Annotated in this window: 11 protein-coding genes; 5 read left to right on the forward strand and 6 right to left on the reverse strand. The window is 65.5% G+C overall.

The features are described from left to right. From RAD04_RS21655 to rfaD, 4 genes are all read right to left on the reverse strand, one after another. A complete protein-coding gene (locus RAD04_RS21655; protein ID WP_461625370.1) occupies positions 1–1,914 on the reverse strand; it encodes an SDR family NAD(P)-dependent oxidoreductase in 1,914 nt (637 codons plus the stop codon). 84 nt (positions 1,915–1,998) lie between these two features. Then, entirely contained in the window at positions 1,999–3,285 is a 1,287-nt protein-coding gene (locus tag RAD04_RS21660) for an O-antigen ligase family protein (RefSeq protein WP_461625371.1), read from the reverse strand. Next, positions 3,282–4,766, reverse strand: a complete 1,485-nt coding sequence (gene rfaE1 / locus RAD04_RS21665) for a D-glycero-beta-D-manno-heptose-7-phosphate kinase (protein ID WP_461625372.1) — start codon at positions 4,764–4,766, stop codon at positions 3,282–3,284. The genes RAD04_RS21660 and rfaE1 overlap by 4 nt, the downstream gene beginning before the upstream one ends. A gap of 12 nt (positions 4,767–4,778) precedes the next feature. Beyond that, on the reverse strand, positions 4,779–5,759 hold the full coding sequence (gene rfaD, locus RAD04_RS21670) for an ADP-glyceromanno-heptose 6-epimerase (protein WP_461625373.1): 981 nt from the start codon (positions 5,757–5,759) through the stop codon (positions 4,779–4,781). A 159-nt stretch (positions 5,760–5,918) separates the two neighbouring features. On the opposite strand from rfaD, the gene waaF reads away from it, so the two are divergent. Further along, on the forward strand, positions 5,919–6,989 hold the full coding sequence (waaF, locus tag RAD04_RS21675) for a lipopolysaccharide heptosyltransferase II (protein ID WP_461625374.1): 1,071 nt from the start codon (positions 5,919–5,921) through the stop codon (positions 6,987–6,989). 178 nt (positions 6,990–7,167) lie between these two features. Here waaF and RAD04_RS21680 read toward each other — a convergent pair whose 3' ends face one another. Then, complete coding sequence (locus tag RAD04_RS21680) at positions 7,168–8,205, reverse strand: glycosyltransferase family 4 protein (protein WP_461625375.1); 1,038 nt, start codon at positions 8,203–8,205, stop codon at positions 7,168–7,170. A gap of 126 nt (positions 8,206–8,331) precedes the next feature. Here RAD04_RS21680 and galE point away from each other — a divergent pair, with 126 nt between their 5' ends. The 3 genes from galE to RAD04_RS21695 all read left to right on the forward strand — a co-directional run bounded on the left by galE (position 8,332) and on the right by RAD04_RS21695 (position 12,002). Continuing rightward, entirely contained in the window at positions 8,332–9,345 is a 1,014-nt protein-coding gene (gene galE / locus RAD04_RS21685; RefSeq protein ID WP_028143333.1) for a UDP-glucose 4-epimerase GalE, read from the forward strand. Positions 9,346–9,463: 118 nt separating this feature from the next. Next, complete coding sequence (locus RAD04_RS21690; RefSeq protein ID WP_461625376.1) at positions 9,464–11,266, forward strand: ABC transporter ATP-binding protein; 1,803 nt, start codon at positions 9,464–9,466, stop codon at positions 11,264–11,266. Positions 11,267–11,300: 34 nt separating this feature from the next. Then, positions 11,301–12,002, forward strand: a complete 702-nt coding sequence (locus RAD04_RS21695) for a fumarylacetoacetate hydrolase family protein (RefSeq protein WP_461625377.1) — start codon at positions 11,301–11,303, stop codon at positions 12,000–12,002. Between the two features lie 161 nt (positions 12,003–12,163). Here the strand turns inward: RAD04_RS21695 and RAD04_RS21700 are convergent, their stop codons facing one another. Next, the gene (locus RAD04_RS21700; protein ID WP_461625378.1) at positions 12,164–12,622 is read right to left on the reverse strand and encodes a YybH family protein; all 459 of its coding nucleotides are present in this window, start codon (positions 12,620–12,622) and stop codon (positions 12,164–12,166) included. 46 nt (positions 12,623–12,668) lie between these two features. On the opposite strand from RAD04_RS21700, the gene RAD04_RS21705 reads away from it, so the two are divergent. Next, positions 12,669–13,301 carry a Spy/CpxP family protein refolding chaperone gene (locus RAD04_RS21705; RefSeq protein WP_461625379.1) on the forward strand — a complete coding sequence of 211 codons (633 nt, stop codon included), beginning with the start codon at positions 12,669–12,671 and terminating at the stop codon, positions 13,299–13,301. Positions 13,302–13,366 lie beyond the last annotated feature (65 nt).

Genomic DNA, 13,366 nt, shown 5'->3' on the forward strand with positions numbered 1-13,366 from the left:
TCAGGCCGCGGTCGACCCGAATTCGGGCACCGCATCCTTCAGGATGGTCCTGATGGTGGCGCGATCGTCGCGTGCGATCGCCTGCTCCAGCGCCGCGATCCATTTGCGCAACGTCTGCATCGGCGGCTCGTTCGGCTGCGCGGCCATGATGCCGGCAACGCCGATCTCGCGGGTCGGCTCCTCGGTGGCGAACAGGATCTCGTGCAGGCGCTCGCCCGGCCGCATGCCCGTGAACACGATCTCGATGTCGTAGCCGGGCTGCAGTCCGGATAGGCGGATCATGCGCTCGGCGAGATCGACGATCTTCACCGGCTGGCCCATGTTGAGCACGTAGACCGAGACGTCGGGACGGTGTGTTCCGAGCGCATGCGTGGCCGCGGTGATGACGAGATCGCAGGCCTCGCGGATGGTCATGAAGTAACGGACCATATCGGGATGCGTCACCGTCACCGGGCCGCCGGCCTCGATCTGGGCCTTGAATTTCGGAACCACCGAGCCGTTCGAAGCCAACACGTTGCCGAACCGGACCGAGATCAGCCGCATCGGCGGCTTGGCGCCGTGCGCCCCGGCTGCGAGGTCGTGATCCAGCGCCTGGCAGTACATCTCCGCAAAGCGCTTGGTCAGGCCGAGCATCGACACCGGCTCGATCGCCTTGTCGGTCGAAATCATCACCATGGCTTCGGCGCCGGCGGCAACGGCGGCATCCGCAACGTTGATCGAGCCGAAGATGTTGGTCTTGACGCCCTCGCTCCAGTCGCGTTCGAGGATCGGCACGTGCTTGAGCGCGGCGGCGTGGAACACGATGTCCGGCTTGAACCCCGCCATCAGGCGCATGATGCGCTCGCGGTCGCGGATGTCGGCGATGCGCCCTTCGATCTCGGCGGCCGCGCCTCGCGCGGCGAGCGCTTCCGTGATGGCATAGAGCGCGGGCTCGGAGTTTTCCACGATCAGGAGCCGCGCGGCGCCGAAGGCCACGACCCGCTCGCAGATCTCCGACCCGATCGAGCCGCCGCCGCCGGTGACGATCACCGCCTTGCCGTTGATCAGCGCTTCCAGGCGCGCATAGTCGATCGTCTCGCTCGGCCGCAGCAGGAGGTCCTCGACCGCGACGGCCGTGAGCCGCGGTGTATCGCCGCTCTCGAGCGAGGGCATCCGGTTGACGATCACACCCAGCTTGCGCGCCCGCATCAGGATCGATTCCGGACGCGCTTCCGGCTCGAATGCCGAGGGCGTCATGACGAGGCGCGCGATCGGCTTGTTGCGCTTGGCGAAATCGGCGACGACGTCCTCGACGTCGTCGATGCCGCCCAGCACCGGCACGTTGCGGATAAACTGGCCCCGATCCGAGCTCGACGGCGACAGCACGCCGACCGGCCAGATGCGCTTGATCGCCCCGCTCTCGATGCCGCGCAGGAGCACCTCGGCATCCGCGGCGCGGCCGATCAGCAGCGTCGGCGCGGCCTCCTCGCCCCTGGCGTGACGCCGCACCCGCGTATAGCGGAAGTAGCGGTAGGTCATGCGCAGCGCGCTGAGGAAGGAGATCTCGAGGAACCAGTAGAGGACGATCGTGACCTTGCCGAGAAAGAAGGCGCCGCGGACATTGGGGGCGACGAAGATGTAGTCGAGCACGAGCAGGGCGACCGTCAGCACGGTCGCGACGCGGATGATGTTCAGCGCGTCAGGCAGCGAGATGAAGCGCCATTTCGTCGTAGTCAGGTTGAAGATGAAGAACACGACCACGCTGAAGGCGAGGAAGTAGGGCAGGATCTGGAACAGCAGCGGCAGGCGATCGAAGAAGCCGTCGCCACCTTCGAATCGCAGATAGAAGGCGGCAAAAAGCGCCGCCGCGGTCGCCAGCAGGTCGTGGAGCGCGATCAGGAAATTGCGCAAGGTGAGATGCGAAAGACGCGTCATCCGCCGACCGATGAAAATCCAGTTAGATGCAACCTGACCGCGCTGATAGCCCATCTGGACCAGACTTGCCAGCCGCGCGGCCTTTCAGGAACCGGCTTCCCCCGTCTTCGCCTCGGCCTGTTGCGCCCGGATCACCATGCCGCCGGCAACGCCGACGCCGATGACGTACATCCAGCCCTCGTGGAAGTCGAACAGATGGGAGTTGAACAGCGAGGTGAAGACGTTCTGCACCACCACCAGGAGCCCGATCCAGTTGGCAAGGCCGTCGCCGCGAAACAAGCGCAGGTGCAGGATCCAGATCGCGTAGAGAACGGCGATGCCGATCACGCCCCATTGCACGGCAACGTTCAGCGTCTGGTTATGCGGGTTGCCGATCACCTCGGCGGACGCCTGGTATTGACCGGCGGGCGTCGCCACGCGTTCGAACAATCCGCGCGTCGAGCCGGTGCCGTGCCCCTTGATCGGCGCCTCGGCGAAGAAGCCGAGCGACTTCCGCCAGAATTCGAGGCGCAGGCCGAGCGAGGTCGGCTCGCCCTTTTCCACATAGCGCGTGTAGTCATCGGAAAACCTCTCGGCGGTATGGCGCAAATATGGCGAGGCCTGCCAGGCGAGAATAGCGGCGACGAGCAATGTGGCGGAGATGAGCGCGATGCTGCGCCATTTGAGGTGAAGCAGCGCGAACACGCCGAACATGACCGGAACGGTGACGAGCGCGGTGCGTGACACCACCACGAAGGTCATGTTGACGAAGAAGCTCAGTGCCAGGGCCGTCAGCAGCCCGGCGAACCAGTATCGCTTCTCACGCAGCAGCATCACGATCGGATAGGCGAGCGCGACCGCGCAAAGCGCGAATTCCTGACTCTGGTCGATGTAATTCTTGACGAAGATGCCGCGCTCGGCCGGATCGGTCTTGAGCGCGAGGTTCGGGTAGAAGGCAACCAGCCAGGACATCACCGACAGCAGGGCGCAGGACACCAGGAAGGCGATGAAGATCCAGCGCCCGCGCGGCGAGCGCTCGAAATGATAGAGCAGGACCGGTAGCACCAGCAGCTTGATGGTCGGATTGACCGCATAGAAGCGGGCGCCCCAGCTCGCGTCCGACCACAGCGTCCCCACCAGCGCGAGCAGGACCAGCGCGATCGGGGCCGCGCAGATCGGACGCTTCAAGGATTGCAGGAACGCGCGGACGTCGAGAAACGGCACCATGCAGAGCAGCATCAGCGCGTTGAAGATGCCCGCCAGCGAGGTCGACCACGGCAGCGAGGCCGCGGTCAGGACCGCGAATATATCGACGGTCTCGCGCCAGGCCGCCGGGCTGCGCAGGCGGCGAAGCAACATCCCGCCGGTCGTCTCGCGTGCCAGTGCCGTCACTTGGCCCCCCCCCGGGCGCGATGGACCAGCGCCGTCGTGCTGAAGCCCTGCAGGATGTCGACCAGCACGACGGTGCCGCCCGCGGCCTCGACGACCTCGTGGCCGACCACCTGCTCGCGGGTGTAGTCGCCGCCCTTCACCAGCACACCGGGCTTGATCCGAGTGATCAGGTCGATCGGCGTGTCCTCCTCGAAGATGACGACGAGATCGACGGCCTCGAGCGCGGCGAGCACCTCGGCACGCGCGCGCTCGTCCTGGACCGGCCGCTCGGCGCCCTTGAGCCGCCGCACCGAGGCGTCGCTGTTGAGCCCCACGATCAGGCGGTCGCAGGCGGCGCGCGCCGCGGTCAGCACCTTGACGTGGCCGGGATGCAGGATGTCGAAGCAGCCATTGGTGAAGCCGACGCGCTGGCCTTGCGTTTTCCATTCGGCGAGCAACGCATCGAGTGCGGCCGGCTCGAGCACGATCTTCTCCTCGGCCGCCAGAGTGGCATGCGGCAGGATCTTTCGGCGCAACTCGGCCGCGCTCACACTGGCGGTGCCTTGCTTGCCGACGGCGACGGCGGCAGCGGCATTGGCCATGCGCAGCGCCGTGTCCCAGTCCGCGCCTGTAGCAAGCGACACCGCGAGCGCGGCGGCGACGGTGTCACCGGCGCCGGAGACGTCGCGCACCTTCACCGGAAAAGCCGGAACGTGAACCGCCGCGCCATTGCGCGGCACCAGCGTCATGCCGTGCTCGCCCTGGGTGACCAGGATCGCCTCGCAGTCGGCGAGCCGCATCACGTCCTCGCTGGCCTCGACGATGCTCTGCACCGTCTCGGCGCGGCTTCGGGTCGCTTCAGAGAACTCCTTGCGATTGGGCGTCAGCAGCGTGGCGCCGCGATAGATCGCCCAGTTCAGGCTCTTGGGATCGACGATCACGGGTTTGCCGAGCTTTCGCGCGGCATCGATGGTGTGGCGGATGACGCGCGCCGTCAGCACGCCCTTGGCGTAGTCCGAGAGCAGCACGATGTCGGCGCGCGCGATCTGCGGCAGGATCGCCTCGATCAGCTTCGTCTCGATGTCATCGGAAGCAGGCGCCGCCTGCTCCCAGTCCGCGCGCAGCATGTGCGTGGAAAAATGCTCGGAGACGAAGCGGACTTTTCGCGTGGTCGGACGCGAGGGATCGCACACCAGCACGCTTTCGATGCCGGCGTGCTCGTCCAGCGCCGCCTTGAGCCGTGCACCGGCATCGTCCTCGCCGACGAGGCCGACGAAGATGCAGCGCGCGCCCAGCGAGGCGACATTGCGCGCGACATTGCCGGCGCCGCCGATATGGATCTCGCTGCGCTGGGCCGCGATGACGGGCGCCGGCGCTTCCGGCGAGATCCGCGACACCTCGCCATAGACGAACTCGTCCAGCATGATGTCGCCGATGCACAGTACCGTGCGGCCTGAGATGGCCTTCGCGAGGGCGTCGAAATCGAGAATGGGCGTCGGCATGTTCAAATGGCCTCAGCGGAAGCGGTCGGGCCGGTCGAGGTAATCCCCGACATAGGCATTCACCGCATCCTCGAGCGTCGTGAAGCCGCCGTTATAGCCGGCGCGGTGCAGGCGATCGACCTCGCTCTGGGTGAAATACTGGTAAGCCCCGCGGATCTGCTCGGGCATGTCGATATATTCGATGTTGGGCCTGGTGCCGAGCGCCGCATAGGCCGCCAACATCAGATCCCTGAAGCTGCGCGCCTTGCCGGTTCCGACGTTGAAGATGCCGGACACCGACGGCGTCGCCAGCAGCCACATCACGACGCGCACGACGTCGTCGACATAGATGAAATCGCGGCGCTGATCGCCGTCGGCGATGCCCTCGCGATGCGACTTGAACAGCTGCACCACGCGGCCTTCCTTGACGTCGTCGAAGCGGCGCGCCAGCACGCTCATCATCGAGCCCTTGTGGTACTCGTTGGGGCCGAACACGTTGAAGAATTTCAGGCCCGCCCATTGCGGCGGGAGCGGATCGCCGTTCGCGACGCGCCCGGCGACCGCGAGATCGAACATGTGCTTGCTCCAGCCGTAGAGATTCATCGGCCGCAGTTTCTTCAGTGCCGGCAGCGTGGCGTCGTCGTCAAATCCCGTCTCACCATCGCCATAGGTCGCCGCCGAGGAGGCGTAGATGAACGGCACCGCGCGCGCCGTGCACCAGTCGAGCAGGCGCATCGACAGGCGGAAATTGGTTTCGAACACGAGGTCGCCGTCGGTCGCGGTGGTCGCGGAAATCGCCCCGAGATGGATCATGGCGTCGAGCTTGCGGCCCTTCAGCCAGTCCATCAGCTCGGCCGGCGGGACAATATCCACAAGCTGGCGCTTGGCGAGGTTCCGCCACTTGCCCTCGTTGCCCAGGAAATCGCAGACCACGACGTCGCTGCGGCCCGCGTCATTGAGCGCGGCCACGACATTCGACCCGATAAAACCGGCCCCGCCGGTCACCAGCAACATTCCGAAATCCCTGCCCGATCTTTGCGGCCCGGTCCTGCCGTAGCGCATGAGCCGCCAAAGTGTAAGCGGTTTTGGGATTGAGTGGTCTGCCGCCTTTACCTGCCGGCCCGGAGCGGCTACCGAACCGCCACAATCAGATCGCCTCGGCCCCATTAACGAATGAACCAAGATTCGACACTTAGCGGAGATGCAGACCGGAGCGACACCCGCCCGATTCTGATCATTCCCTACATGTGGATCGGTGATTTCGTGCGGAATCACACCGTGGTCCGGGTCCTGAAGGAGCGCTGGCCCAACCGGCCGGTCGATCTCCTGACCACCTCCCTGTGCGCCCCGCTGGTCGATTACATGCCCGGCGTGCGCGAGGGGATCGTCTGGGACCTGCCGCGCGGCCGCCTCGCCGTCGCCCGCCAGTTCGCCCTGGGGAAGCTCCTGCGCGAGCGGAACTACGGCACGGCCCTGGTGCTGCCCCGGACCTGGAAGGCGGCCATCGCGCCCGCCCTCGCCGGTATCCCTGAACGGGTCGGCTTCGTCGGCGAATTCCGATTCGGCCTGCTCAACCGCTGGCGCTGGGGCGAGAAGAAGCTGCCCCGCTTCATCGACAAGAACGCCGCCCTGGCCCAGCCCGACGGCGCCCCGCTGCCGGCGGAATGGCCGGTGCCGCAATTGCGGGTCCCGGCCGAGGATATCGTCCGCTGGCGCCAGGCCAACGGCCTCGGCGCCAGCGCCGCGGTGGCGCTGGCCCCCGGCTCGGTCGGCGCCTCAAAACGATGGACCTATTATCCGGAGGCTGCCCGGCTGCTGGTCGAGCGCGGGCTGGAGGTCTGGGTGGTCGGCGGCCCCGGGGAAAAGGGGCTGGCCCAGGAGATCGTCGCGGCGGGCGGCCCGGGCGTGCGCGACCTCACCGGCAACGATCTGCGCAACGGCGTGCTGGCCATGGCCGCGGCCGGCGTCGCCATCTCCAACGATTCCGGCCTGATGCACATCGCAGCCGCGCTGGGCACGCCCACCATGGGCATCTTCGGCCCGACCAGCCCCTATCTCTGGGCCCCCCTCAACGGCCTTGCGGCGACCGTGGTGCAGGACAAGGAAGATCTGTCCTGCCAGCCCTGCCAGAGCACGGTCTGCAAAATGAACGACCACCGTTGCATGCGCGATATCGCAGCGCGCGAGGTGGTGGCGATCGCGCAGCGGGTGCTGGGTGAGGCTGGGGCAAGGACGGAGACGTGAGCGTCGGCAACGCCTGCGCCGCTGACGATCATGCAGATGTTTTGCCCGACGCGTCAAACGCGCTTCGTGAAATCCGCAGCGTATCGCGTCAGCCGCCAAGCCGTTGATTTTGCTGGCCGCGGCTACTGTGCATGGGGTTGTTTTCGCGGTTTTTGTTTGCCGGCGCGACACCGGCCGCTCAAAGCAGCGGCCGATAGACTTCGCCGATCCGCGCCGCTTCCGCATCGAGGCTGAATTTTTCGAGCACCCGCGCTCGGCCCCTCTCGCCCATCGCCGTCGCGGCATCCACATCGCGCATCAGCGGCTCCAGCGCCGCAGCCAACGCATTGGCATCGCCGGTCGGGACCAGCACGCCGCTCACGCCATCCTCGACCACCAGCTCGGCCGCACCGGCGCGTGCGGCGACGAGCGCGCTGCCGGCCGCCATCGCCTCGATCAGCGTCAGCCCAAAACCCTCGTTGCGCGAGGTGAAGGCGTAGATCGTCAGCCGCTGGTACCAGCGCTGCACCGCTTCGATCGGCAGTTCGCCGGTGATGACGATGCGCGATTGCAGGCCGGCCGCTTCGATCTGCTTTTTCAGCTCGTTCGCAAAGGGCGCCTGCTCGGCCGTGACCTGCCCGACAATCACGGCGGTGAAATCGGGATAGCGCGGCAATAGGCGGCACATCGCGTCGACGAACACGTCGGTGCCCTTCTGCGCGCGCACGCGTCCGAAGCAGCCGATGGCGTAACGGCCGGGCAGCGCGGCCTCCGTGAACGCAGCAGCGCGGTCGGTCGGCGGCGCATAGATCTCGGTATCGACGCCGTGCGGGATCACCGTCCCCTGCACTTTCAGGAACGAGGCCGAGAGATCTGACGTCGCGATGATCGCGTCCATGCGCCGGATCAGCCAACGCGTGATCCAACTATGGTGCCGCTGCGCCGCCGAGGTGAACACGAGTTTCAACGGCCAGCCGAGCGCGCGCAGCACGACGCCCGCGATCATCTCGTTGTTGCGCCGCGCGTGCCAGATCAGCGGCGCCTTGCGGCGCCATAGCTTGAGAAAATCGGCAACGCTCAGCCGCGCGATCCCTTCCGGCGCATCAGAACCGAACCACGCCGCGCGATACAGTTTGGCCAGCCGCGGCGCCACCATCCGGTTGGTCGCGGTGACCCCGGAATAGCGCCTGTGCAGATTTGGCACGATCACTTCGAGATCGCCGGGGGAATTGGCCACGTCATGCTCCGTTTCGCAGAGTCCCTATACGCAACATTAAGCATAGTGACCAGTTCAGCCGCGCCGATACCCCCTCTTCACCACGCAAGCGCTAGTTTTGCGCGTTGATCGAAGACGGGTGAGATCATGACTGTGCTAGTCACCGGCGGCGCCGGCTATATCGGAAGTCACACGGTTCTCGCGCTGGCGGAAGCCGGCGAGGACGTCGTCGTGATCGACGATCTCTCGACCGGTTTCTCCGCCTATCTGCCTGAGGGCGTGCCGCTGTTCATCGGCGATGCCGGCGACGAGAACCTGCTCGAAGGCGTGATCGCGCAGCACAACATCGAGAGCATCATCCATTTCGCGGGCTCCGTCGTCGTGCCGGATTCGATGCGCGATCCGCTCGGCTACTACCGCAACAATTTCACGACCGCGCGCAATCTGCTCAATGTCGCCGTCAAGCGCGGTATCGGCCGTTTCATCTTTTCCTCGACCGCCGCCGTCTACGGCAATCCGGACCAGGTGCCGGTGCCCGAGCACGCGCCGACGCGGCCGCTGTCGCCTTATGGCTCGTCGAAGCTGATGACCGAGATCATGCTGCACGACGTCGCCGCCGCGTACGGCATGCAATACGTCACCCTGCGCTATTTCAACGTCGCCGGCGCCGATCCGCAGGCGCGCATCGGCCTTGCCACCGTCGGCGCCACGCATCTGCTCAAGATCGCGGTCGAGGCCGCGACCGGCCAGCGCGCCAAGATCGACGTGTTCGGCACCGACTATCCGACCCCCGACGGCAGCTGCATCCGCGACTTCATCCATGTCACGGACCTCTCGCAGGCGCATCGGTCGGCGCTGGCCTATTTGCGCAACGGCGGCGCCTCGACGACGCTGAATTGCGGCTATGGCCGCGGCTATTCGGTGCTGGAGACCATCGACGCGGTGCGCCGGGTGTCGGGCCGCAGCTTTGCCGTGCAATACGCCCCGCGCCGGCCCGGCGACATCATGACCATGGTCGCCGACACCAGCCGCATCCGCGGCCTGCTGGACTGGAAGCCGCAATACGACGACCTCGAGACCATCGCGGCCCACGCTTTGGCGTGGGAGGACAAGCTGTTCCACGAGCGCCATGGCGAGCTCCGCCACGCCGCCTCGGCCTAGATTCCATCCGAGCGCAAGCCCTTAATTGGGCTTGAAAAACCTCGCTTGAGCGGGCACAGAGGCCCTTCGATCCCTGACGTGCGGGCAGGCTTTGTCCTGCGCCGTCAATGGACACCGGATGGCTCAGTTTCCAAAGAAAATCACCGACGATCCCTATGCGGCAGCGGTCCTGATTCGCCGCCTGGTCACGGAACAAGGGGTCGTCTATTGGCGGCGCTACCTCGTCGCCTTCGCGCTGATGGCGGTCGCCGCGGGCGCAACGGCAGGCGCGACCTATGTGCTCGGGCAGGTCATCAACCAGGCCTATGTCGACAAGAACATCCCGGGCATCGCGATGTTTTCCGGGATCACGGTGATCCTGCTGTTCATCAAGGGCGTGGCGACCTACGGCCACATGGTGATCCTGACCAAGATCAGCAACGCCATCCTCGCCACCAACCAGCGCCAGCTGTTCGCAAAACTGATGCGCGAAAGCGTCGGCTTCTTCTCCGAGCGGCATTCGTCCGAATTCCTGACGCGGCTGACGGCCGGCGCAAAATCGATCACCGACGTGCTCAACATGCTGGTCAACGCCGTCGGGCGCGACCTCATGATGCTGCTCGCCATGATCGGCGTGATGGTATGGCAGGACCCGGTGATGTCGTTCATCGGCCTCGTCGTGGTGCCGCCGGCGATGCTGGTGCTGCGCAAGCTGGTCAAGCGCATCAAGGGCCTCGCCTACAACCAGTTCACCGGCACCGCCGACATCATGGAGACCATGCAGGAATCGCTGCAAGGCATCCGCACGGTGAAGGCGTTCACGCTCGAAGACACGATGCAGAGCCGCATCGACGAGAACATCGCCATCGTCGAGCGCAACGCCAACAAGATGGCCCGCGTCGCCAACCGCTCCAACCCCCTGATGGAAATGCTCGGCGGCTTCGCGGTCGCCGGCTGCCTGCTCTATGGCGGCTACAGCGTGGTCGCGCTCAACGCCACGCCGGGCGCGTTCTTCTCCTTCATGACTGCGTTCCTGATGGCGACCGAGCCGGCCAAGCGGCTGGCGCGGCTCAACATCGATTTGAACAGCCAGCTCGTCGGCGCGCGCATGCTACTCGAAGTGGTCGACAGCCCGGCGAGCGAGCACTCCGACGACGACAAGCCGGCGCTGAAGCTGTCCGACGCCCGGATCGAGCTGCGCGATGTCAGCTTCTCCTATCGCGCCAATGAGACTGTGCTCAACCGGATGAGCTTTACCGCCGAGCCCGGCAAGGTCACCGCGCTGGTCGGCCCCTCCGGCGGCGGCAAGTCGACCGTGCTAGCGCTGCTGCTGCGCTTCTATGAGGTGACGCAAGGCGACATCGTGATCGACGGCCAGTCGATCGGCGCAATCTCTCGCAAATCGCTGCGGGCGCAGACCGCCTATGTCGGGCAGGACGTCTATCTGTTCCGCGACACCATCCGCAACAACATCGCTTTCGGCCGGCCCGGCGCGAGCGAAGACGAGATCACCGAGGCGGCGAAAGCGGCTTGCGCGCATGATTTCATCATGGGCTTCCCGCTCGGCTACGACACACCGGTCGGCGAGCACGGCACGCAGCTTTCAGGCGGCCAGCGTCAGCGCATCGCCGTGGCGCGCGCGCTGATCAAGAACGCACCGATCATCCTGCTGGACGAAGCCACCGCCGCGCTCGATTCCGAATCCGAGCGGCAGGTGCAGGAGGCGATCGAGCATCTCTGCCGGAACCGCACCACCATCGTGATCGCGCATCGCCTGCACACCATCATGCATGCCGACGCGATCCTGGTGATCGAGGGCGGCGAGATCGTCGAGCAGGGCCGGCATGACGAGCTGCTCCGCCGCGGCGGCCGCTATGCCTCGTTCTTCCGCCTGCAACACTACGATGCCGGCGCTCTGGCGCCGATCAGCGCAACCGCATAGAGTTCCACTTCACCTCAAGAGCAGCGAGACCCGCATGAACGCCGCCTCCTACGTCATCCCGCTTCCGCCCCAAGCTTCGCTTCCCGTCGTCGGCGAAAGCGGCCGTTATCCGGTGCGCCGCATCTGGTGCGTCGGCCGCAACTATCTCGAGCACATCCGCGAGATGGGCAATGACGAGCGCGCCCCGCCGTTCTTCTTCGCCAAGCACGCCGACATGCTCGTGCCCGACGGCGCCACCATTCCTTATCCGCCGCTGACCAAGGATTTGCATCACGAGGTCGAGCTGATCGTCGCGATGAAGAGCGGCGGCCTGAACATTCCCGCCGACAAGGCGCTGGATCACGTCTATGGCTACGCCGTCGGCATCGATCTCACCCGCCGCGACCTCCAGATCGCCTCACGCAAGAAGGAGCGCCCCTGGGAGATCGGCAAGTCGTTCGACAGCTCCGCGCCGTGCTCCGCTGTGCAGCCGGCCTCCAAGATCGGCCATCCCGCCAAGGGCAAGATCTGGCTCACGGTCAACGGCAAGGAGGCTCAGAAGGGCGACCTGACCGAGCTGATCTGGAACGTGCCCGAGATCATCTGGCAGCTCTCGCAGCAGGTGAAGCTCGCCGCCGGCGACATCATCATGACGGGCACCCCCGCCGGCGTCTCCCAGCTCCAACCCGGCGACAAGCTCGAATGCGGCGTCGACGGCGTCGGCACGCTGAAGGTCGCCATCGGCCAGCCGGAATAAGTTCGAAGCGTAGGGCGGATTAGCGAAAGCGTAATCCGCCACCTTCGCGCGGCCAACACCACTGTCGATTGCTGTTATTGCCGAACGGCGGATTACGCTTCGCTAATCCGCCCTACGCATCAAAATCAAGGCCCCGGTCGCATCCGGGGCCTTTCACTTTTCTACCAGGCCTTCACCGGCCGATTGGCGTGGCTCACCTGCGGCACACCGCGATTGAGCGACATGTGCGAATGCACGCACAGCCAGCCATCGGCATTCTTCGCAAAGATCATGGTCGCACGGCCAGGGCGCGGAAAGGCGCCGCCGTCGGAATGATAGCCCGTGCTCGTCCACGGCACGATCACCGTCGCCATCGTGCCGTCGCGGGATGCCAGGACCGAGGTCTGCTCGAGCACGAAACGGAAGTCCGTCGTCTTCGGCCAGACGTTGTCCCATTGCGTCGAGACCCACTGATCGAGACCGGGGATAACATCGTTATGCGTGCCGAAGGCAAGCACATCCGGATGGAAGAGCGGCCGCGCCGAGGCGTAGTCGACCTCGCGGACGTAGCCCGCGAAGGTTTCCAGCCACGTCAGGAAGAATTGCTTCGTCTCGCTATCGGCGGTCGGCAAGAGGGCCATCACCTGCTCCATCTTCGGCTACTCGATCACGGCAAGCTTTGTTGCCATGGGACAGACCTTCCAGCAAGATATGGACTGCGAGAGCACCCGGTCGAGATCCATCCGGCCAGCCGGCCTGATTCATGGAGCCAGACTCATGAGACGCGTTCTCCTGCTTGCGGCCACGCTTGTCGTCACCGGCAACGCAGCCAGCGCTCAGTCCAGCAAGCCCTATGCCGGCCTCGAACAGCGTCCCATCAAGGCGCTGTCGCACGAGCAGGTCGAGGATCTCCAGAGCGGACGCGGTATGGGCCTGGCGCTTGCCGCTGAACTCAATGGATATCCCGGTCCCAGTCACGTTCTCGAGCTCGGCGATCGCCTCGAGCTGACCGCGGATCAACGCGCCGAGGTTCAGCACCTCTTCGATTCGATGAAGCAAGAGACGGTCCCGCTGGGCAACAAGCTCGTGGAGCAAGAGAGGGAGTTGGACAACCTGTTCTCTGCTCGTGCCGTGACGCCGGAGTCGCTCAAGGCGACCATCGTTGCCATTTCGGAAACCCAGGGCCGGCTCCGCGAGAGCCACCTCAAATATCACCTGTCGACCGCGGCCCTGCTCAATCAGCGCCAAATGCAAAGATACGCAGAGCTGCGAGGCTATCAGCATCCTGACAGCTCCGCAGGGCACAGACACCATCACTAGACACGCGCGGGATCACCGCAGAAATCGTAGGCCGGATTGGCGTAGCGTAATCCTCCAACGCATCG

The organism is Bradyrhizobium sp. 25ACV (genome assembly GCF_054863005.1).

What these genes read in the sequence shown, in the direction of transcription:
- rfaD (WP_461625373.1), bottom strand. Translation starts at nt 5,759, where the DNA reads ATGTTGCTGGTGACCGGCGGGGCCGGTTTTATCGGGTCGAATGTCGTG.
- RAD04_RS21705 (WP_461625379.1), top strand. Translation starts at nt 12,669, where the DNA reads ATGGGACAGACCTTCCAGCAAGATATGGACTGCGAGAGCACCCGGTCG.
- RAD04_RS21655 (WP_461625370.1), bottom strand. Translation starts at nt 1,914, where the DNA reads ATGACGCGTCTTTCGCATCTCACCTTGCGCAATTTCCTGATCGCGCTC.
- RAD04_RS21690 (WP_461625376.1), top strand. Translation starts at nt 9,464, where the DNA reads ATGGCTCAGTTTCCAAAGAAAATCACCGACGATCCCTATGCGGCAGCG.
- waaF (WP_461625374.1), top strand. Translation starts at nt 5,919, where the DNA reads ATGAACCAAGATTCGACACTTAGCGGAGATGCAGACCGGAGCGACACC.
- RAD04_RS21695 (WP_461625377.1), top strand. Translation starts at nt 11,301, where the DNA reads ATGAACGCCGCCTCCTACGTCATCCCGCTTCCGCCCCAAGCTTCGCTT.
- galE (WP_028143333.1), top strand. Translation starts at nt 8,332, where the DNA reads ATGACTGTGCTAGTCACCGGCGGCGCCGGCTATATCGGAAGTCACACG.
- RAD04_RS21700 (WP_461625378.1), bottom strand. Translation starts at nt 12,622, where the DNA reads ATGGCCCTCTTGCCGACCGCCGATAGCGAGACGAAGCAATTCTTCCTG.
- rfaE1 (WP_461625372.1), bottom strand. Translation starts at nt 4,766, where the DNA reads ATGCCGACGCCCATTCTCGATTTCGACGCCCTCGCGAAGGCCATCTCA.